Origin of the sequence: Rhizobium sp. 768_B6_N1_8 (assembly GCF_051811225.1) — a bacterium.
In the GTDB taxonomy this organism is placed as follows: Bacteria; Pseudomonadota; Alphaproteobacteria; order Rhizobiales; family Rhizobiaceae; genus Rhizobium.
The window spans coordinates 617,098-637,630 of the sequence record NZ_JBPWPV010000002.1 but is presented as its reverse complement, the minus strand read 5'-3'; the positions used below and the strand labels follow the sequence as shown (position 1 = coordinate 637,630).

Genomic DNA, 20,533 nt, shown 5'->3' with positions numbered 1-20,533 from the left:
ACAGTATCTGTTCGTTTTTGAACAGAAGCCGCCATAATGCCGCTGTGGCGACAGTCACAGCGCTCTCCTTTCCCGGCGGCATTAGACCAAAGACGTAGATGGATGGGCGACGCCGATGAGCCATGCTTCGCAATTTACTTGGGACGATCTGCAGTTTTTTCTAGCCGTTGCCCGCACCGGCCAGCTTTCAACGGCCGCGCGGCAGTTGCGCTCCAGCCATGCGACCGTCTCCCGGCGCATCGACCGGCTGGAATTTGCGCTAAAGGTCAAGCTTTTCGAGCGAAATCCGCGCGGCTACGTGCTGACCGCCATGGGCACGCGCTTTGTCGAAACCGCCGAGAAGATGGAACAGGAAACTGAACGGCTGCGGGCCGATCTCGCCGATGGGTCGCTCAGCCAGCGCGGCCTCGTGCGCCTCAGCGCTCCCGAAGGCTTTGCCAATTTCTTCTTTGCGACCGTCCTGCCGCAATTTGCCGCCCGCCATCCGCATCTGGCGCTGGAACTCGTCACCATCCAGCAGATCATGTCGCTCTCCCGCAAGGAGGCGGACATTTCCGTCGTTCTCGACGAGCCCAAAGGCGGCCCCTACTTTGCCGAGAAGCTGACGGACTATCATCTGCAGGTTTACGCCTCGCGCGACTATCTCGCTCGCGCTGCACCCATCAGCACGCGTGATGACCTGCTGAACCACCCCTTCATCAGCTATATCGAGGAAATGATCTTCGCACCGGGGCTCGACTATCTTGGCGACGTGCATCCGCGCATCAAGCCGCAATTCCAGAGTTCCAGCATCTTCGCGCAGTTGACGGCCACCAGAAACGGCCTTGGCCTCGGCATCCTGCCCTATTTCTTCGCCTGTCGTTATCCCGAACTGGTGCGCGTGCTGCCCGACGAGATCGACCTCAAGCGGCACTACTGGATCACCTGCCACAGAGATTTGAAGCAGGCGCCACGTGTGCGCGCCGTCATCGACTTCCTGCGGGAAACGGCACGCAGCGAAGACGCCTGTTTCATCCCGCCCTACATCGGCACAGCGCGAAAGGTGAAGGCAGAGGTGTGATTATTTCAGGAATTCGGCGCGATGCGGCGTGAAGGTGTCGATCAGGCGACCCTTTTCCAGCGCCTTGACGCCGTGGACCAGATTGGGCGGCACGATGAAGCTGCCGCCCTGCTTCAAGACTTCAGTGCGGCCATCGATCGTCACCTCGAAGCTTCCCTCAGCAACATAGCTTGCCTGGATATGCGGATGGAAATGGGCAGCCCCCACGGCGCCAGCCTCGAAGGCCACTTCCACCATCATCATCTCGGGCAAATAGGTCATGATGCGGCGGGTCACACCTGGCTCGGGGTTTACCCATTCGGCACCTTCGGCCGATACGAAAAGATCGCTCGATGACATGCCTGCCTCCTCAGTCCAGAATCTATCTGGCCAGAATCTATCTGGCGAGAATCCGTCGCGCGCAAACTGGCGCACCAGCCGCCGTTTGAAAAGATGGGTGCTGCATCTTTGGCACGATGACCGCCTTGTTGACGCCGCAAACGGGCGGGTCTATGCGACTTTAAATCAGGCATGCCTTTAGAATGGCCCTGAACAGCGGTGAGGAGACTGGACATGGAGCACACGCGCGAGGTTTTCGACTGGGCCGATCCTTTCCGGCTGGTGGAGCAACTGACCGACGAGGAGCGCATGGTACAGGAGACCGCCCAGGCCTATGCGCAGGAAAGGCTCGGCCCCCGTGTCCTCGAAGCCTTCCGCCATGAGAAGACCGATCCGGAAATATTCCGGGAGATGGGCGAACTCGGCCTTCTCGGCCCCACGATCGATCCGGAATATGGCGGCGCTGGTCTCGGCTACGTCGCTTACGGCCTGATCGCCCGCGAAGTGGAGCGGGTCGACAGTGGTTACCGTTCGATGATGAGCGTGCAGTCCTCGCTTGTCATGGTGCCGATCGACGCCTTCGGCTCCGAAGAGCAGAAGAAGAAATATCTGCCGAAACTTGCGACCGGCGAATGGATCGGATGTTTTGGCCTGACCGAGCCCAATCACGGCTCCGATCCGGGCTCCATGGCGACGCGGGCAAAGAAGGTCGATGGCGGTTATAGCCTGACGGGCTCCAAGACCTGGATCTCGAACGCGCCGATTGCCGATGTCTTCGTCGTCTGGGCAAAGACCGAGGATGGCCTCATCCGCGGTTTCATCCTGGAAAAGGGCTGGAAGGGTCTCTCAGCCCCGAAGATCCAGGGCAAGGTTGGGCTTCGCGCCTCGATCACGGGCGAAGTCGTCATGGACAATGTCTTCGTGCCGGAAGAGAATCTGCTACCCGACGTCAGCGGCCTCAAAGGACCTTTCACCTGCCTCAACTCCGCTCGCTTCGGCATCGCCTGGGGCGCGCTGGGTGCAGCTGAAGCCTGTTATGCGACGGCCCGGCAATATACGCTGGACCGCCAGCAGTTCGGCCGGCCGCTCGCCGCCAACCAGCTCATCCAGAAGAAGCTTGCCGATATGGCAACCGAAATCTCGCTCGGGCTTCAGGGATGTTTGCGTCTTGGCCGCATGAAGGAAGAAGGTCATCCGCCCGTCGAACTGACGTCGATCCTCAAGCGCAATTCCTGCGGCAAGGCACTGGAGATTGCTCGTGCAGCCCGCGACATGCTGGGCGGCAATGGCATTTCCGACGAGTTCGGCGTCGCTCGCCACCTCGTCAATCTCGAAGTGGTCAACACCTACGAGGGAACGCATGACATTCATGCGCTTATTCTCGGTCGTGCGATCACAGGCATTGCCGCCTTCTCCAACTAATTCAGTCGCGCGCGAGGCGAATTGCAACCTTGACAACAATGTGCAAACCTCCCCTTGCCGCGGCAGAGAGGCCTGCGGTGCAAGGGGGATTTGCATATGTTTCTGCTGCTCGCACTTCTGATCGGCGTCATTGCCGGTCTTCGCGCCATGACCGCACCTGCCGCCATCGCCTGGGGCGCGGCACTCGGCTGGTTCGATATCTCTCAGACGCCGCTTGCCTTCATGGGCTACCAGTGGACACCGTGGATATTCACGGCGCTTGCCATCATTGAGCTCATCACCGACCAGTTACCTTCCACCCCCTCGCGCAAGGTGCCGATCCAGTTCGCCACCCGCATCATCGTCGGCGCGCTCTGCGGTGCCGTCATCGGCGCCGCAAGCAGTCTGCTCTTCGCCGGCCTGATCGCCGGCATCATCGGCGCGGTCATCGGCACGCTCGGCGGTGCAGCCGCCCGCGGCAAGCTCGCGGCCTCCTTCGGCCAGGATCGTCCGGCGGCCCTGATCGAGGATGCCGTTGCTGTCATTGGCGCCATTATCATCGCGTGGGCAGTCTGATGAAGAGCTTCGACGCAATCGTCATCGGCGCCGGCCAGGCCGGCCCATTCCTCGCCGCCCGCATGGCGGAAACGGGCATGAAGGTGGCGCTGATCGAGCGCAAGTTCCTCGGCGGCACCTGCGTCAATGCAGGCTGCATGCCGACGAAGACACTGGTAGCAAGCGCCCGCGCTGCCCATGTGGCGCGGAGTGGCGCCGATTACGGCGTGCAGATCCCGGGCGAAATCGCAATCGACATGAAGACCGTGCGCCATCGCGCAGAGACGATCATAATGGATGCGCGCAACGGTTTAAGCGGCTGGTTCGGTGGCATGAAGACTATGACAGTCATCTACGGCCATGCCCGCTTCACAGGCCAGAAAGAAGTCGTCGTCAACGGCGAGACGCTGACGGCACCGAAGATTTTCCTCAATGTCGGCGCCCGCCCGACGATCCCCGATATGCCGGGCCTTGCCGATATCGATTATCTGACCAGCACCGGCATCATCCATCTCGACAGCCTGCCGAAGCATCTCGCCATTATCGGCGGCAGCTATATCGGCCTGGAATTCGCACAGATGTACCGGCGTTTCGGTACGGCGGTGACGGTGATCGAGCGCGGCCCGAAACTCGCCTCCCGCGAGGACGAGGATATTTCCGATGCGATCGCCGAAATCCTGAGATCCGAGGGCATAAAGATCCATACCGACGTCAAGGACATCCGCTTTGCCAAGGGCGCCGATGGTGTGACCGTCACAGCCGACTCCGAAACGATCGAGGCAAGCCATGTGCTTGTCGCCACCGGCCGGACGCCGAATACCGACGACCTCGGCCTCGATGCCGCGGGTGTGGCCACCGACAAGCGCGGCTTCATTACCGTCGACGACCGGTTGGCCACCAATGTCGAAGGCATATGGGCGCTCGGGGACTGCAACGGCCACGGCGCCTTCACCCATACGTCCTACAATGACTTCGAGATCGCCGCCGCCAATCTGCTCGACGGTGGCGACCGCAAAGTTTCGAGCCGCATTCTGGCCTATGCCCTCTATATCGATCCGCCGCTTGGCCGCGTCGGTATGACGGAAAAGCAGGCACGCGCCTCAGGCCGCAGGATCATGGTCTCGACGCGGCCGATGAGCAGGGTCGGCCGCGCCAATGAGCGCGGCGAAACCAAGGGCTTCATGAAGGTGGTCGCAGATGCCGAGACCAAGGAAATCCTGGGTGCAGCCATTCTCGGCATCGAAGGCGACGAGGCAATCCACGGCTTCATCGATGCCATGAATGCCGGCACGACCTATCCGGTGCTGCGGTGGTCCGTGCCGATACACCCGACCGTTTCGGAATTGATCCCGACGCTGCTGGGTGATTTGAAGGCGATCTGATCCCGAAGATCGCAATCAGCGGGAGACCGGTCATTGAATATCGAACTGCTGATCGAAAATTACGGCCTCCCGGCGATCTTTCTCGGCACCGCCTTTGAGGGTGAAACTGCCGCCTTTCTCGGCGGCGTCATCGCGCATCGCGACCTTCTGACCTATTGGGCCGCCTCAATGGCCGCCTCGGCGGGATCATTCGCCGGAGATCAGATGTGGTTCTTTGCCGGCCGCTATGCCGCCCAATGGAGTTTCGTTCGCCGCGTGATGGAGACGCCGGCGCTCGCACGGGTCACGCAACTTCTCGAAAAATATCCGACCGGCTTCATTTTTGCGTTCCGCTTTCTGGTGGGATTGCGGACGATCAGCCCGATCGTCATCGGCACGACGCATATATCGACGCAGAGGTTCCTCGTGCTCAACCTTCTGGCGGCGCTCATCTGGGGCCAGCTTTTCACGGCACTCGGCTATGCCTTTGGGCACGGGATTCACCAGATATTCGGTCGCCTGCCGCTGCATCATCATCTGCTGATCGCACTCGGCGCCGCGGCCCTCATCGCGGGCGCGGCGCTGGTGCTTCGCAAGAGGAAATTTGGGATCAAGTACCCGTAAAGGGCCTTAGTCCATGACGATCTGCAGCTTGACATCCGTCGGACGCGCCTCGACCGCGCGGTCAAAGGCCTTGATCGAATCCTCGAAGGTGAAGGTCTCTGATATCAACGGCTTAAGGTCGACACGACCCGATCCGAGAAGGGCGATCGAGCGCTCATACTGATGGGCGTAGCGGAACACCGTCTCGATGCGGATTTCCTTGGTGGAGGCCGTCGAGACGTCGAAGCCGACCGGGTTGACCGGCAGCCCGACGGCGACGATGACGCCGCCGGGGCGCGGAAGCGCCATGATCGTCTCCCAGGCCTTCGGTGAGCCCGAGCATTCGAAGACCACATCCGCACCCCAGCCATCGGTCAGTCGGCTGACTTCCTCGGCGAGGTTTTTTTCGCGGATATTGACCGGTATAACGCCCTGGTACTGTGCAGCAATATCGAGCTTCGGCTGGGCGAGGTCGGCAACGATCGCGCGGGCGCAGCCGCCGGCAAGAGCAGCAATCGCAACCATGGTGCCGATCGGGCCGGCACCGAGGACGACGGCCGTGTCGCCGGGTGCAATCTTCGCCTTGGTGGCTGCCTGCATGCCGACCGCGAAAGGCTCGACCATCGCGCCTTCGGCGAAGCTGACATTGTCGGGCAGCTTGAACGTATAATTGGCCGGATGCACGACCTCAGGCGTCAGCACGCCGTGGATCGGCGGCGTCGCCCAGAAGGCAACGGCCGGATCAACATTGTACATGCCGAGCCGGCTTGCCTTGGAATTGGGATCGGGAATACCGGGTTCCATGCAGACGCGATCGCCGACCTTCAGATGCGTCACACCGGAGCCGACCTCGACCACAGTGCCTGCCGCCTCATGGCCGAGCACCATTGGCTCGTTGACGATGAAGGGGCCGATCTTGCCATGCGTGTAATAATGCACGTCGGAGCCGCAGACACCCACGGTGTGGATCTTGATCTTCACCTGCCCAGGCCCTGTCTCCAGAGGCAGATCGATATCGCGAAGCGCAAGCTCATGCTGGCGCTCCAGTACCAGCGCACGGACTTTGGTCATGATCGGTTTCCTTCCCTATGGCTCCCGCGATTCATGGGGCGCCGTTGCGGCGACTATAAGACCGCAAGGCCCAGCAATTCAATCATCTCCATCAGGCTTTTGCTCATTATGTGACGAAATGCTCACATGATTATCACCCGAAAGATAAGCTCGCACTAGACGTCCGTATGATTCCGGAAAGGCCCGGCGAGGACTACATTTACCATCAAGGACCACGATAAAGTGGAAAGGAGTAAAGCGATGACGCACGACAACGATAATGTCGGCAGAAACCTGTCTTCCAACTCGCAGATCACGCGACAGCTCCGCGAATTCTGGCACAACCTGGTGGACGAGACTGTTGCTGCACTCCAGCAAGGCCACCAGCCGCAGCCACTGCTGCAGCCAGTGCGGGTTATTGCACGGGCGCGGGATCGAAATCGCCCTCCGCAGCGTTATTAAGCATGCGACGGCATGGCGCGGCGGGTGCATGACGCTCCCGACACCATGCGGATCGGCAATGTAAGGAAGACCGTCATGAAATCGATTGTGTCATTCTGCCTGTTCGCATCTCTTCTCTTTGCCGCAAACGAGGCGTCTGCGGCGATCGAAGAAGCATCGCTTCCGCCGCCGCAGCAGGAAGAAAAGCTGGTGCCGGCCAATCTCGAGCTCACCTTCACCGGCCCTGTTGATCTCGCCCGCTCGACCGCCACCCTTCTCGATGCCCAGGGCCTGACATTGCCGACCGGCAAGCCGTTTCTTTCGGGACCGGAAGGCTCCGTCTTCAAGGTCCCGCTCGATCCGTCCATGGCGCCTGGCGTCTATACGCTCAACTGGCGCGTACTCTCGATGGACGGCCACAGTGCTGAGGGGCACTACCAGTTCCGGGTCGATCCCTGAACCTTCCGATATCAAGCTGTTCGAAATAGCGCCGTGCCGTCCGGGCACGGCGTTTTTTGTCTATCCGGCCGCATAAGCGCGTTTTGACCGCATAAAGGCATTTATAAGATTTTTATATTGATGCCCCCGATGCAATCTCGAACGTTTATGCACTTCGGCCGCATATTAATGTCCGAGAGATCGCAAAGATCATCTCCACGCCAGAAAGCATAAAAGGTGTCGCTTCCACTGAGCCGGCGCCCTTTGTCTTGTCTGACTCCAAGAATAACAAACCGGAGTCAAGATCGATGATGGATATAATTCTACTCGGCACTGCAATCGTATTTTTCGGACTTTGCTTTGCCTATACGCGCGCCTGCGACAGGCTTTGACAGGAGAGAACAGATGACCCTCGATTATATCTTGAGCGGTGCCGTGACCGTGTTTCTCACCGTCTACCTCACCTACGCTCTCATCCGCCCAGAACGTTTCTGAAAGAGCCGGCGCTTCTGATTGAAGCAGCCGGGTACTGAAAGTTTCCTCCCATGACCCTCAACGGATGGCTTCAGATTCTGCTTTACTGCGGGATCGTCCTCATGCTCGTCAAACCGCTCGGCGGCTATATGACGCGTGTCTTCAGCGGCGAGCACACATTTCTTTCACCGGTCCTCGTTCCGATCGAACGAGGACTTTACGCCGTTGCCGGCACCAGCGAACGCGAAGACCAGCACTGGACCTCCTATGCCTTCGCCATGCTGATGTTCAACCTGATGGGCGTCATCGTGCTTTATGCGCTGATGCGCCTGCAAGGCGCGTTGCCCTATAACCCGGCCGGCATGGCCGCCGTCGGTCCGGAACTCTCCTTCAACACCGCCGTCAGCTTCGTCTCCAATACCAACTGGCAGAATTACGGTGGCGAAAGCACCATGTCCTACCTGACACAGATGATGGGCTTCACCGTCCAGAACTTCGTGTCGGCTGCGACAGGCATGGCGATTGCCGTTGCGTTCATCCGCGCCTTCTCGCGCGCATCGGGCAAGGCGATCGGCAATTTCTGGGTCGATATGATCCGCGCCACGCTCTACATTCTGCTGCCGATCTGCATCGTGCTGACGCTCGCCTATGTCTGGCTCGGCGTGCCGCAGACGCTCGGCCCCTATGTCGATGCGACAACGCTCGAAGGCGCCAAGCAGACGATCGCCGTCGGCCCCGTCGCCTCGCAGCTTGCCATCAAGATGCTCGGCACCAATGGCGGCGGTTTCTTCAATGCCAACTCCGCCCATCCCTTCGAGAACCCCGACAATATCTCGAACATGATCCAGATGGTGTCGATCTTTGCGATCGGTGCAGCCTTCACCAACGTCTTCGGCCGCATGGTTGGCAACCAGCGCCAGGGCTGGGCGATCCTCGCCTCCATGGGCCTGCTCTTCATCGTCGGCGTCGGCATCACCTACTGGGCGGAAGCTGCCGGCAACCCGCTAATGCATGCCTTCGGTCTGCAGGGCGGGAACATGGAAGGCAAGGAAGTCCGCTTCGGTGTCGCCATGTCCTCGCTGTTTGCGGTCATCACCACGGCCGCCTCCTGTGGTGCGGTCAACGCCATGCATGGCAGCTTCACGGCGCTCGGCGGCCTGATCCCGCTGATCAACATGCAGCTCGGCGAAGTCATCGTCGGCGGTGTGGGTGCCGGCTTCTACGGCATCCTGATGTTCATCATCGTCGCCGTCTTCGTGGCAGGCCTCATGGTCGGCCGCACGCCGGAATATCTCGGCAAGAAGATCGAGGCGAAGGAGATGAAGATGGCCGTTCTCGCCATCCTCTGCCTGCCGCTCGCCATGCTAGTCTTCACCGCGATCGCCAGCGTGCTGCCCTCGGCAGTCGCCTCGATCGGCACGGCCGGCCCGCACGGGTTCTCCGAAATCCTCTATGCCTATACGTCGGCTGCGGCCAACAACGGCTCGGCTTTCGGCGGCCTGACGGGCAATACGCCCTGGTACAACATTACGCTCGGCATCGGCATGCTGATGGGCCGCTTCCTCGTCATCATTCCGGCTCTTGCGATTGCCGGCTCTCTGGTCACGAAGAAGACGGTTCCGGCCTCGGCAGGTACATTCCCGACGGATGGCCCCCTCTTCGTCGGCCTGCTCATCGGCACGATCCTGATCGTCGGTGGTCTCACCTTCTTCCCGGCACTGGCCCTCGGCCCCGTCGTCGAGCACCTGGTCACCATTGCCGGCCAGACCTTCTGAGGTGGGTGTCATGATCATCCGTCACAGGCTTCGAAAAGCCTTCCATCCACGTCCCGGTCTGTCGGGGCGTGGAGCCCAGCGGACGCCACGCGCCTCCGACATCATCCTGGTGATGATGGCAGGCCTGCTCGTCATCGTCTGCGCGATCAGAATCTTACAGGGCTGACCGGCAATCCGGTTCGCCATCCTCGTTTCAAAGCTGGAGTCTCTTATGAGCCAGGCAAAATCCGCGAGCATCCTGGATTCTCGCATCCTCATTCCGGCCGTGGGCGCTGCTTTCACCAAGCTCAACCCGCGCACCCTCGCCAAGAACCCGGTCATGTTCGTCGTGGCCACGGTCTCGGCACTGACCACAGTCCTGTTCCTGCGCGACCTCGTTTCAGGCAACGGCAATCTCGCCTTCTCCTTCCAGATCAACCTCTGGCTCTGGTTCACTGTGCTGTTTGCCAACTTCGCTGAAGCCGTCGCCGAAGGCCGCGGCAAGGCGCAGGCCGACTCGCTGCGCAAAGCGCGTACCGAGACCCAGGCCAAGCTGCTGACCGCCAACAACGGTAGCGGCTACCGCATGGTGCCCGGCACGAGCCTGAAGGTCGGCGACCTCGTCCTCGTCGAAGCTGGCGACATCATCCCCTCGGACGGCGAAGTCGTCGAAGGTGTCGCCTCCGTCAACGAAGCGGCCATAACAGGCGAGTCCGCCCCTGTTATCCGTGAATCCGGCGGCGACCGCTCGGCCGTGACAGGTGGTACGCAGGTTCTTTCCGACTGGATCCGCGTACGCATCACCGCTGCTGCCGGCTCGACCTTCCTCGACCGCATGATCTCGCTCGTCGAAGGCGCCGAGCGCCAGAAGACCCCGAACGAAATCGCGCTCAACATCCTGCTCGCCGGCATGACGCTGATCTTCGTGCTCGCCACGGCGACGATCCCGAGCTTTGCCGCCTATGCCGGTGGCTCGATCCCGATCATCGTGCTCGTTGCCCTCTTCGTCACGCTGATCCCGACCACCATCGGCGCCCTGCTGTCGGCAATCGGTATCGCCGGCATGGACCGCCTCGTCCGCTTCAACGTGCTCGCCATGTCCGGCCGCGCCGTCGAAGCCGCCGGTGACGTCGATACGCTGCTGCTCGACAAGACTGGCACGATCACGCTGGGCAACCGCCAGGCCACCAGCTTCCGCCCGGTCCGCGGCATCTCCGAACAGGATCTCGCCGATGCGGCCCAGCTTGCCTCGCTTGCCGATGAGACGCCTGAGGGACGCTCGATCGTCGTGCTCGCCAAGGAGAAATACGCGATCCGAGGCCGCGACATGGCCGGCCTGAAAGCCACCTTCGTGCCCTTCACCGCCCAGACACGCATGAGCGGCGTCGATCTTGAAGGCTCCGCGATCCGCAAGGGCGCTGTCGATGCGGTGCTGACCTACGTCAATGGCGATGCCTCCTCGAAGAACGGCGCCGAAATCGTCCGTGAACTGCAGTCGATATCAGACGAGATCGCCAAGGCCGGCGGAACGCCGCTTGCCGTTGCCCGCGACGGCAAGCTGCTTGGCGTCATCCAGCTCAAGGATATCGTCAAGGGCGGCATCCGCGAACGCTTCAACGAGCTTCGCCGCATGGGTATCCGGACCGTCATGATCACCGGCGACAACCCGATGACCGCAGCCGCCATCGCCGCCGAAGCCGGCGTGGACGATTTCCTCGCCCAGGCAACGCCTGAGAACAAGCTGCAGCTCATCCGCGAAGAGCAGGCCAAGGGCAAGCTGGTCGCCATGTGCGGCGACGGCACGAACGACGCTCCCGCCCTCGCACAGGCCGACGTTGGCGTGGCCATGAACACCGGGACGGTCGCAGCCCGTGAGGCCGGCAACATGGTCGACCTCGACAGCGACCCGACGAAGCTCATCGAGATCGTCGAAATCGGCAAGCAGTTGCTGATGACACGCGGCGCGCTGACGACCTTCTCGATCGCCAACGACATCGCCAAGTACTTTGCCATCATCCCGGCGATGTTCCTGACGTTCTACCCGCAGCTTGGCGTGCTCAATGTCATGGGCCTCGCCACGCCGCAGAGCGCCATCCTGTCGGCGATCATTTTCAATGCGCTGATCATCATCGCGCTGATCCCGCTGTCACTGAAGGGTGTGCGCTACCGTCCGATCGGCGCCGGCGCGCTGCTCTCCCGCAACCTGCTGATCTACGGTCTCGGCGGCATCATCGTCCCCTTCATCGGCATCAAGGCGATCGACATCGTCATCACGGCCGTCGGCCTCGCCTAAGGAGTTACAACAATGTTGAAAGAACTTCGTCCGGCAATCGTCATGATTGTTGCCACCACGGCTATCACCGGCCTTCTCTACCCGCTTGCCATGACGGGTGCCGCTCAGGCCATCTTCCCTTTCCAGGCAAATGGCAGCCTTATTGAAAAGGACGGGAAGGTCACCGGCTCCACGCTGATCGGTCAGGCCTTTACCAGCGACAAGTATTTCCACGGCCGCCCTTCCGCCGCGGGCGATGGCTATAATGCCGCTGCATCCTCGGGCTCCAACCTCGGCCCAACCAGCCAGAAGCTGATCGATCGCGTGAAAGGCGATTATGAGGCTGCCAAGGCGACCAACCCGAATGCCGAGGTTCCCGCCGACCTCGTCACCGCTTCAGGCAGCGGCCTCGATCCGCATATTTCGCCGGATGCCGCCTATTTCCAGGTGCCACGTGTCGCCAAAGCCCGCGGTGTCGATGAAGCCAAGGTCAAGGCGCTGGTCGATGCAGCCGTCACGGGCCGCGAACTCGGCCTGCTCGGCGAGCCGACCGTCAATGTTCTGGCGTTGAACCAGAGCCTTGATGCTTCTATGACTCAGTAAAGGTTGAGAGCCCCGGAGCGCGACAAGCGGGCCGGGGCTTGCTCGTGAAGAAAGACCGAACCGCATGCCAGACGACAACCGCGACCAGGCCGGCAGGCCCTCTCCCGATGCGCTTCTCGAAAAGGCCCGGGCGGAGTCGCGCGGGCGTCTGAAGATATTCCTGGGCGCTGCACCGGGCGTCGGCAAAACCTATGAAATGCTGGTCTCCGGCCACGCCAAGATGGCCGATGGCCTTGACGTGGTGATCGGCGTCGTCGAAACCCATGGCCGCAAAGAGACCGAGGCGCTGCTTGCCGGTTTCGAGATCGTTCCGCGTGTGAAGATCGCCTATCGCGGCCAGTCGCTCGAAGAGATGAATCTCGATGCCATTCTCGCCCGCAAGCCCGATCTCGTTCTCGTCGACGAGCTCGCCCATACCAATGCCGAGGGCAGCCGCCATCCGAAGCGCTATCTCGATGTCAAGGAACTGCTCGACCGCGGCATCGATGTCTATTCGACGCTGAACATCCAGCATGTGGAGAGCCTGAACGACGTCGTTTCGCAGATCACCCGCATCCGGGTGCGCGAAACCGTCCCGGACTCTGTGATCGACATGGCTGATGATATCGAGATCATCGACCTGACACCCGACGACCTCATCAAGCGTCTTCACGATGGCAAGGTCTATGTGGCAAAGACCGCCGAGCGCGCGCTGACCAATTATTTCACGCCCGGCAACCTGACGGCGCTGCGCGAACTCGCCCTGCGCAAGACCGCCCAGCGCGTCGACGACCAGTTGCTGACCCATATGCAGGCGCATGCGATTTCCGGCCCGTGGGCCGCCGGCGAACGCGTGCTGGTGTCGATCGACGAGCATCCCCGCTCTGCCTCGCTCGTCCGCTATGCCTCGCGCATGGCCTCGCGCCTACGTGGCCCCTGGGCCGCCGTCTATATCGAAACCAATCGCTCCATCAATCTTTCGGAAACGCAGCGAGACACGATCGCAGCCACCTTGCGGCTTGCCGAACAGCTCGGCGGTGAAGCAATCACCATTCCCGGTCGCGAAGTGGCGGAAGAGCTGGTGCGGCACGCCACCGCCAACAACGTCACCCACATCGTCATCGGCGCCCCGCAGAAGCCGGCCTGGCGCGAGGGGTGGTGGAACCGTTCGACGACCGACGAGCTGATCCGGCGGGCCGGCGATATCAGCGTTCATGTCATTTCCGGAAACGAGAAAGACACGGCTTCGCAGCGCGGCGTCAAGGCGGCTGCCAGCGCGCCGACACTGAATTTCAGGGCCTATATCCTCTCGACAGCCTATGTCGCCGTTGCGCTGGCCGTCGGTGTGGTGCTCGACCAGGTTCTCGACGTACGCAATCTGGCGCTCGTCTTCCTAATGGCGGTGCTGACATCAGCGGTCATCCATGGCCTGAGGCCGGCGCTCTATACCTGTATCGTCAGTGCCCTCTCCTTCAACTTCTTCTTCCTGCCACCGCGCTATACCCTGACGATCAGCGATCCTGAAAGCGTGCTGGCGCTCTTCTTTTTCCTCGGCGTCGCCATTATCGCCTCAAATCTCACGGCGACGGTGCAGCGGCAGGCGGTCGCCGCCCGGCAGAGGGCGCGCACGACGGAAGACCTCTATCTCTTTTCCAAAAAGCTCGCCGGCACCGGCACGCTCGATGACGTTCTCTGGGCAACCGCCTTCCAAATCGCCTCGATGCTCAAGGTGCGCGTCGTTCTGCTTCTGCCGGAGGATAACTCCATCGCGGTCAAAGCCGGTTATCCGCCCGACGATACGCTCGACGACGCCGATATTGCCGCCGCCCGCTGGGCCTGGGAGCATAATCATGCCGCCGGTCGCGGCGCCGATACTCTGCCCGGTGCCAAGCGCCTCTATGTACCGCTGCGCACCGGCCGCACCGCCGTCGGCGTCATCGGGCTGGACAGCGACCGCCGCGACGGCCCGCTGCTGACACCCGAGCAGCAGCGTCTTCTGGACGCTCTTGCGGACCAGGCGGCACTCGCCATCGAGCGCGTTCAGCTCGTCGCCGATGTCGATCGCGCCAAGCTTGCGGCGGAAGCCGATCGCCTGCGGTCTGCCTTGCTGACCTCGATCTCGCACGATCTGAAAACGCCGCTTGCAGCTATCCTCGGCGCGTCCGGCACGCTACGCGACTATTTCGATTCCATGCCGGCGGAGGACCGCACCGATCTTCTCTCGACCGTGGTCGATGAATCCGAGCGCCTCAACCGCTTTATCGCCAACCTGCTCGACATGACGAAGATCGAATCCGGTGCTATGGAACCGAATTATGCGCTGCACTATGCCGGCGACATCGCCGGCACCGCTTTGCGAAGGGCTGCCAAGATCCTCGACCATCACAGGACGGAGATGACCATCGCTGCTGACCTGCCCATGGTTCGCGTCGATCCTGTTCTCTTCGAACAGGTCCTCTTCAATCTGCTCGACAATGCCGCCAAATACGCGCCCGAGGGTTCCGTCATCCGCATCGAGGGTTGGGCGGATGCCGATAATGTCGTCGTACAGGTCTCCGACGAAGGCCCGGGCATTCCCCCTGCAGACCTTACCCGTGTCTTCGACACCTTCTACCGTGTGCGCAAGGGCGATCAGGTGCGCGCCGGCACCGGTCTCGGCCTCTCCATATGCCGGGGCTTCATCGAGGCGATGGGCGGGACGATCACCGCCGGCAACCGGACGGACCGGTCCGGCGCTGTCTTCACCATCCGCCTTCCCAAACCGAATGATATTCCCAAACTGGATGAACTCAAATGACCGGTTCAGCCGTCAAGATTCTCGTCGTCGACGACGAGCCCCCGATCCGCAAGCTTTTACGCGTCGGCCTCACCGCGCAGGGCTATGAAGTTCATGAGGCGCCGAATGCCGGGGCGGCCCGCCAGTCCGTCAAGGACGACCAGCCCGATCTCATCGTGCTCGATCTCGGCCTTCCCGACATGCCGGGCCATGACCTTTTGCAGGAATGGCGCGAGGACGGGCTCACCATGCCTGTCGTCATCCTGTCGAGCCGTACCGACGAGGCCGGCATCGTCAAGGCGCTGGAAAGCGGTGCTGACGACTATGTGACGAAGCCCTTCGGCGTCAACGAACTCGGTGCCCGTATCCGCGTGGCGCTCCGCCACCGGCTGCAGCAACAGGGCGAAAAGGCGATCTTTCAGACGGGCGGGCTGTCGATCGATCTCGTCAAGCGCATCGTCAAGGTCGACGGCAGGGAGATCAAGCTGTCGCCGAAGGAATACGACATCCTGCGCGTACTTGCTCAGCATGCCGGCAAGGTGCTGACACATCAGTTTCTCCTGAAGCAGGTATGGGGGCCGGCGGCGGACGTGCAGTATCTGCGCGTCTATGTGCGCCAGCTGCGGCAAAAGGTCGAGCAGATTCCCGACCAGCCACACTATATCACCACCGAGACCGGCGTCGGCTATCGGCTCCGCGAGCCTGACTGATACCCGCCTCGTACAGCATCGAGAATGAAATGAACCTCTCTAATATCATCCGGCCGGAGCACACCTTCATCGGCCTGTCGGTGACGACCAAGTGGCGCGCGCTGCAGGCGATTGCCGAAAAGGCTGGCAACGCCTTCGGCATTGACGGTCAGACCGTGCTGAAAGCGCTCGAATCGCGGGAGAAGCTCGGCTCCACCGGCATCGGCAACGGCATTGCCGTTCCCCATGCAGCCATCAACGGTATGACGAGCCCGCGTGGCCTGCTGATCCGTTTCGCGCAGCCGCTGGATTTCGATGCGATCGACGATATCCCGACGGACATCGCCTTCGTACTGCTCTTCGGGGAAAATAATCGCGGGGAATATCTGAACGTGCTTGCCGCAATCGCCCGCAGGCTTCAATCGGAAGGCGTCCTGGCGGCCATGCGCAAGGCCAGAAGTGTCGATGAATTCTACTCGGATTTCATCGCGGATTCGCGGGTGTAAGGATAAATTCGCTTCGCGTTTTCGACCTTCTCCCCGCCGTAGCGGGGGGAAGGCAAATCGATGACAAGGGGCCGCTTCGGCCCCTTTTTATTAGAAGTCGCGCTGGAGACGCAGGAAACCGAAGGTTTCGTCGTCGCCGTCTTCTTCGTCGTGATACTGAACGCTGAGCTTGCTGCGCAGATTTTCAACGATCTGGTAGTCGACGGTCACGCCGGTCGTGTAGGCGCTGCCGCCGCTGAAGCCCTTGCCGTCAGCATCGAGATCGATCTTGTCGAAGTACTGGAAGGCCGGGGTAACGGCCCACTTGTCGGTGAGCTTCACCTTGTACTCTGCAGCGATCGTCCATTCGGACTCTTCGTAGTAGTAGTTGGCGCCGCTAGCCCAGATGCCAGCGAGGCCGAGGGTGCCGGGGCCGATGTCGGCATACAGGATTGCGCGGATGGCGCCTTCTTCGTTGTCGGAATCGTAGCCCCCGAGCAGGTAGCCGCTGAATGCGCCGCTCTTGAAGGAAACCTGGGCTGCAACGCCGAAGTTGTTCGGGCCTTCGCCCGGCTTCTCGGCATAGGCTTCTTCAAGTTCGTCGACCGAGATACCGGCCGCGAAGTTGTCGGTCTCGTACTGATAGCGGATCGAGTTGTGGGTCGTCTCGTTGCTCGAGAGCGTGTCCGTCTCGCCGCTCAGATCGTCATCCCACCAGCTGTACTGCTTACCAACGCGGAAGCCGGCGATATCAATGTAGCCTTCGTCGAGCGTGGTGGTCTGGTTGGTGGCATTGTCAGCGTTGGTACGCAGCGTGATCACGCCCGTGAGCGTGCCGTACTCGGTGTCGTTCTTGGTCTGGAAGGTGACCTGACCACGGGTAACGGCATCCCAGTCGGAGTCGTTCGGGTTGGTTGTGGAGGCGCCGGCATTCTGGCCAACGTTAGCCTGGAAACGGATGTAACCGCTAATCTGAAGGCAGGTTTCGGTGCCCGGGATGTAGAAGTAGCCAGTCCCGTAGGCGTCGCAAACGCGAACATATTCTACGGGCTCCGGCTCGGCTGCGACGATAGCGTCGGCTGCATGTGCTCCGGAAACCGCTGCAAGGGCGGCGACAGAGCCAAGAAGGATAGTTTTAATAGACATCAGAAAGACCTTTTACGGTTTGAAGGAGGCGAGCAGTGCTTCAAGGACACCCCCACCATCGGTCGCCGAATCCCAACGACCGGAAATCCATGTAGGCACTCGAAAACGTCAGTGCTGCAAAAGATGACTAAAAATCGACACACCAATGCCACTTTCAGGATCGAACTGTGGCAGAAAAATCACGACTGTGGCGTGGCGCCTTAATTGGCCGCGGCCAACTGACAGCACGTCCCGTTCGCAATCATCCGCTGAAAATGGGATGGCTTTCTAAGGTTGGTCCCCGGAACCGGAACAATCTTCGTTTCATTATACGACCTAGTTGATAGAGTTTAGCGCATAACCACGGAGGGTTCCCATGCAGACTTTAAGGCTCACCCGGCTCATCGCGGCCGCGGTCATGGCAGGCAGCTTTGCGATCGGCAGCGTCGCACCGGCCTTCGCCGACCAGACGCTTCTGAACGTGTCCTATGATCCGACACGCGAATTGTATAAGGATTTCAACGCCGCCTTCGCCGCAAAGTGGAAAGCCGACACCGGCGAAGCCGTAACGATCCAGGCCTCTCATGGTGGTTCCGGCGCCCAGGCGCGCTCGGTCATCGACGGCCTTGACGCCGACGTCGTGACCCTCGCTCTCGAAGGCGATATCAACGCGATCGCCAAGGCGACGGGGAAGATCCCGGCTGACTGGAAGACCAAGTTCCCGAACAATTCGACCCCCTACACTTCGACGATCGTCTTCCTCGTGCGCAAGGGCAACCCGAAGGGCATCAAGGATTGGAGTGATCTGATCAAGGACGACGTGCAGGTCATCACGCCGAACCCGAAGACCTCCGGCGGCGCTCGCTGGAACTTCCTTGCGGCCTGGGCATGGGCCAAGCAGGCGAACGGCGGTGACGAAGCCAAGGCGCAGGATTATGTGACCAAACTCCTGCAGCACGTTCCGGTTCTCGACAGCGGCGCACGTGGCGCTACGACCACCTTTGTCCAGCGCGGCCTCGGCGATGTGCTGCTCGCCTGGGAAAACGAAGCCTATCTCTCGCTTGAGGAACTCGGCCCCGATCAGTTCGAGATCGTGACCCCCGCCTTCTCGATCCGCGCCGATCCGCCTGTCGCAATCGTCGATGGCAACGTCGACAAGAAGGGCACCCGCAAGGTCGCGGAAGCCTATCTGAACTACCTTTATTCGGATGAAGGCCAGAAGATCGCGGCAAAGCATTATTACCGCCCGATCAAGCCGGAAGCAGCCGATCCGGCTGATATTGCCCGCTTCCCGAAGCTGACACTCGCCACGATTGACGACTTCGGCGGCTGGAAGGATGCACAGCCGAAATTCTTCGGCGACGGCGGCGTATTTGACCAGATCTACAAGCCTGCCCAATAATAGGTCTTATGAGCGCACATAACCCCACACGGTGGCGGTTCAAGCGGCCGAGCGTCATTCCGGGTTTCGGACTGGCGCTCGGCCTTACCTTGATCTGGCTTACCCTCATCGTCCTTATCCCGCTGTCCGGCCTTGCCTGGCGGTCGAGCACACTCGGCTGGGAGAAGTTCTTCGGCATTGCATTCGACCAGCGAACGCTGAGCGCGCTGCGCATCAGCTTCGGCTGCGCCTTCATCGCCGCCTGTCTCAATGTCGTCTTTGGCGTCATCCTTGCCTGGGTCCTGGTTCGCTACCGGTTCCCCGGCAAACGCATTATCGACGCCATGGTGGACCTGCCCTTCGCCCTGCCGACGGCTGTCGCCGGCATCGCACTGACAACCCTCTATGCTCCGAACGGCTGGGTCGGGCAGTTCCTGACGCCACTCGGCATCAAGATCGCCTTTACACCGGCCGGTATCGTCGTCGCCCTCATCTTCGTCGGCCTGCCCTTCATCGTGCGAACGGTCCAGCCGGTTATGGAAGAGATCGACAAGGAAGTGGAGGAGGCTGCCGCCACGCTCGGTGCCAATCGTTTCCAGACAATCGCACGCGTGCTGCTGCCGGGCCTTGCACCCGCAGTACTGACGGGCTTCGCCCTTGCCTTCGCCCGTGCCGTCGGTGAATACGGCTCGGTCATCTTCATTGCCGGCAACCTGCCATTCAAATCGGAGATCGCCCCGCTGCTGATCGTCATCAAGCTCGAAGAGTATAATTACGCGGCCGCAACGGGTATTGCTGCTATAATGCTGATCATCTCCTTTACGATGCTGCTCGTCATCAATCTCATCCAGAGCTGGAGCAGGCGGAGGTACGGTTATGGCGTCTGATTCCGTCGCAATCACCTCGACGGCCGGGGCGCACAAGGTTCATTCGGCCGTCACCGAAAGCAAGGTCGCCCGCATCGTGCTGGTCGTCATCTCGCTGCTCTTCCTGCTCCTGATCCTGTTTCTGCCGCTCGCAGCCGTCTTCGTCGAGGCCTTCCGCAAGGGTGTCGGTTCATTTTTCACAGCCCTTCAGGATGCTGAAACCTTCTCGGCCATCCGCCTGACGCTGATCGTCGCCGGCGTCAGTGTGCCACTGAACCTCGCCTTCGGCGTTGCCGCCGCCTGGGCGATCGCCAAGTTCGAGTTCAAGGGCAAGGCGTTCCTGACCACACTGATCGACCTGCCCTTCTCGGTCTCGCCGGTCATTTCAGGCCTCGTCTTCGTGCTGCTCTTCGGCGCCAACACCTGGCTAGGCCAGTGGCTGAGCACCAACGATATCAAGATCCTGTTTGCGGCGCCGGGGCTGATCCTCGCCACCATGTTCGTCACTTTTCCCTTCGTTGCGCGCGAGCTCATTCCGCTCATGCAGGAACAGGGAACGCAGGATGAGGAAGCGGCCCTTTCGCTCGGCGCAAGCGGCTGGCAAGCCTTCTGGCACGTCACGCTGCCGAATATCAAATGGGGCCTGCTCTACGGCGTGCTGCTGTGCAATGCCCGCGCTATGGGTGAGTTCGGCGCCGTGTCGGTCGTATCGGGCCATATTCGCGGGCAGACCAATACGATGCCGTTGCAGGTGGAAATCCTCTACAACGAGTATAATTTCACCGGGGCCTTTGCGGTCGCTTCGCTTCTGGCCTTGCTTGCCCTCGTCACACTTGTTTTGAAGACGCTGCTGGAAATGCGCTATAGCGCCGAAATCGCCGCCAGCCGGCGGCACTGAAGGA

At 61.0% G+C, this 20,533-nt stretch carries 21 protein-coding genes; 18 read left to right on the top strand and 3 right to left on the bottom strand.

The genetic code is table 11. The features are described from left to right. The first annotated feature begins 115 nt into the window (after window positions 1-115). Window positions 116-1,060, top strand: coding sequence for a LysR family transcriptional regulator (locus AB8B33_RS27295; protein ID WP_439017762.1), 945 nt, complete (start codon window positions 116-118; stop codon window positions 1,058-1,060). On the opposite strand, the gene AB8B33_RS27290 is transcribed toward AB8B33_RS27295, so the two are convergent. Next, window positions 1,061-1,399, bottom strand: a complete 339-nt coding sequence (locus AB8B33_RS27290) for a cupin domain-containing protein (protein ID WP_112546239.1) — start codon at window positions 1,397-1,399, stop codon at window positions 1,061-1,063. 213 nt (window positions 1,400-1,612) lie between these two features. On the opposite strand from AB8B33_RS27290, the gene AB8B33_RS27285 reads away from it, so the two are divergent. The 4 genes from AB8B33_RS27285 to AB8B33_RS27270 all read left to right on the top strand — a co-directional run bounded on the left by AB8B33_RS27285 (window position 1,613) and on the right by AB8B33_RS27270 (window position 5,319). Next, window positions 1,613-2,800 carry an acyl-CoA dehydrogenase gene (locus tag AB8B33_RS27285; RefSeq protein WP_439017761.1) on the top strand — a complete coding sequence of 396 codons (1,188 nt, stop codon included), beginning with the start codon at window positions 1,613-1,615 and terminating at the stop codon, window positions 2,798-2,800. Window positions 2,801-2,896: 96 nt separating this feature from the next. Further along, complete coding sequence (locus AB8B33_RS27280) at window positions 2,897-3,355, top strand: DUF4126 family protein (protein ID WP_113321460.1); 459 nt, start codon at window positions 2,897-2,899, stop codon at window positions 3,353-3,355. Beyond that, window positions 3,355-4,716, top strand: coding sequence for an FAD-containing oxidoreductase (locus tag AB8B33_RS27275; protein ID WP_439017760.1), 1,362 nt, complete (start codon window positions 3,355-3,357; stop codon window positions 4,714-4,716). Before AB8B33_RS27280 ends, AB8B33_RS27275 begins: the two co-directional genes overlap by 1 nt. 33 nt (window positions 4,717-4,749) lie before the next feature. After that, complete coding sequence (locus AB8B33_RS27270; protein ID WP_439017759.1) at window positions 4,750-5,319, top strand: DedA family protein; 570 nt, start codon at window positions 4,750-4,752, stop codon at window positions 5,317-5,319. A gap of 6 nt (window positions 5,320-5,325) precedes the next feature. On the opposite strand, the gene AB8B33_RS27265 is transcribed toward AB8B33_RS27270, so the two are convergent. Then, a complete protein-coding gene (locus AB8B33_RS27265; protein ID WP_439017758.1) occupies window positions 5,326-6,369 on the bottom strand; it encodes an NAD(P)-dependent alcohol dehydrogenase in 1,044 nt (347 codons plus the stop codon). Between the two features lie 240 nt (window positions 6,370-6,609). On the opposite strand from AB8B33_RS27265, the gene AB8B33_RS27260 reads away from it, so the two are divergent. From AB8B33_RS27260 to AB8B33_RS27215, 10 genes are all read left to right on the top strand, one after another. After that, window positions 6,610-6,810 (top strand): hypothetical protein, encoded by a 201-nt coding sequence (locus AB8B33_RS27260; protein WP_439017757.1) that lies wholly within the window; start codon window positions 6,610-6,612, stop codon window positions 6,808-6,810. Window positions 6,811-6,885: 75 nt separating this feature from the next. Further along, window positions 6,886-7,248 (top strand): copper resistance CopC family protein, encoded by a 363-nt coding sequence (locus tag AB8B33_RS27255; protein ID WP_113321486.1) that lies wholly within the window; start codon window positions 6,886-6,888, stop codon window positions 7,246-7,248. 384 nt (window positions 7,249-7,632) lie between these two features. Further along, a complete protein-coding gene (locus tag AB8B33_RS27250) occupies window positions 7,633-7,722 on the top strand; it encodes a K(+)-transporting ATPase subunit F (protein ID WP_016556800.1) in 90 nt (29 codons plus the stop codon). A 50-nt stretch (window positions 7,723-7,772) separates the two neighbouring features. Beyond that, complete coding sequence (gene kdpA, locus AB8B33_RS27245) at window positions 7,773-9,476, top strand: potassium-transporting ATPase subunit KdpA (protein ID WP_439017756.1); 1,704 nt, start codon at window positions 7,773-7,775, stop codon at window positions 9,474-9,476. A gap of 10 nt (window positions 9,477-9,486) precedes the next feature. Further along, window positions 9,487-9,642, top strand: a complete 156-nt coding sequence (locus AB8B33_RS27240; RefSeq protein WP_439017755.1) for a hypothetical protein — start codon at window positions 9,487-9,489, stop codon at window positions 9,640-9,642. A 45-nt stretch (window positions 9,643-9,687) separates the two neighbouring features. Next, window positions 9,688-11,748, top strand: coding sequence for a potassium-transporting ATPase subunit KdpB (kdpB, locus tag AB8B33_RS27235; RefSeq protein ID WP_439017754.1), 2,061 nt, complete (start codon window positions 9,688-9,690; stop codon window positions 11,746-11,748). A gap of 12 nt (window positions 11,749-11,760) precedes the next feature. After that, window positions 11,761-12,330 carry a potassium-transporting ATPase subunit KdpC gene (gene kdpC, locus AB8B33_RS27230; protein ID WP_439017753.1) on the top strand — a complete coding sequence of 190 codons (570 nt, stop codon included), beginning with the start codon at window positions 11,761-11,763 and terminating at the stop codon, window positions 12,328-12,330. A gap of 64 nt (window positions 12,331-12,394) precedes the next feature. Further along, on the top strand, window positions 12,395-15,106 hold the full coding sequence (locus AB8B33_RS27225; RefSeq protein WP_439017752.1) for a DUF4118 domain-containing protein: 2,712 nt from the start codon (window positions 12,395-12,397) through the stop codon (window positions 15,104-15,106). Next, window positions 15,103-15,795, top strand: a complete 693-nt coding sequence (locus AB8B33_RS27220; protein ID WP_007820889.1) for a response regulator transcription factor — start codon at window positions 15,103-15,105, stop codon at window positions 15,793-15,795. Before AB8B33_RS27225 ends, AB8B33_RS27220 begins: the two co-directional genes overlap by 4 nt. Window positions 15,796-15,824: 29 nt before the next feature. Then, complete coding sequence (locus AB8B33_RS27215) at window positions 15,825-16,280, top strand: PTS sugar transporter subunit IIA (protein ID WP_439017751.1); 456 nt, start codon at window positions 15,825-15,827, stop codon at window positions 16,278-16,280. A gap of 90 nt (window positions 16,281-16,370) precedes the next feature. Here AB8B33_RS27215 and AB8B33_RS27210 read toward each other — a convergent pair whose 3' ends face one another. Then, the gene (locus AB8B33_RS27210; RefSeq protein WP_439017750.1) at window positions 16,371-17,405 is read right to left on the bottom strand and encodes a porin; all 1,035 of its coding nucleotides are present in this window, start codon (window positions 17,403-17,405) and stop codon (window positions 16,371-16,373) included. Window positions 17,406-17,760: 355 nt separating this feature from the next. Here AB8B33_RS27210 and AB8B33_RS27205 point away from each other — a divergent pair, with 355 nt between their 5' ends. From AB8B33_RS27205 to cysW, 3 genes are read left to right on the top strand one after another with little or no spacing between them, the layout of a single operon-like run. Then, a complete protein-coding gene (locus AB8B33_RS27205; protein ID WP_113321472.1) occupies window positions 17,761-18,786 on the top strand; it encodes a sulfate ABC transporter substrate-binding protein in 1,026 nt (341 codons plus the stop codon). Between the two features lie 8 nt (window positions 18,787-18,794). After that, window positions 18,795-19,652, top strand: a complete 858-nt coding sequence (gene cysT / locus AB8B33_RS27200) for a sulfate ABC transporter permease subunit CysT (protein WP_025668786.1) — start codon at window positions 18,795-18,797, stop codon at window positions 19,650-19,652. Beyond that, a complete protein-coding gene (cysW, locus tag AB8B33_RS27195; RefSeq protein WP_439017749.1) occupies window positions 19,642-20,529 on the top strand; it encodes a sulfate ABC transporter permease subunit CysW in 888 nt (295 codons plus the stop codon). Before cysT ends, cysW begins: the two co-directional genes overlap by 11 nt. The last annotated feature ends 4 nt before the right edge of the window (window positions 20,530-20,533 follow it).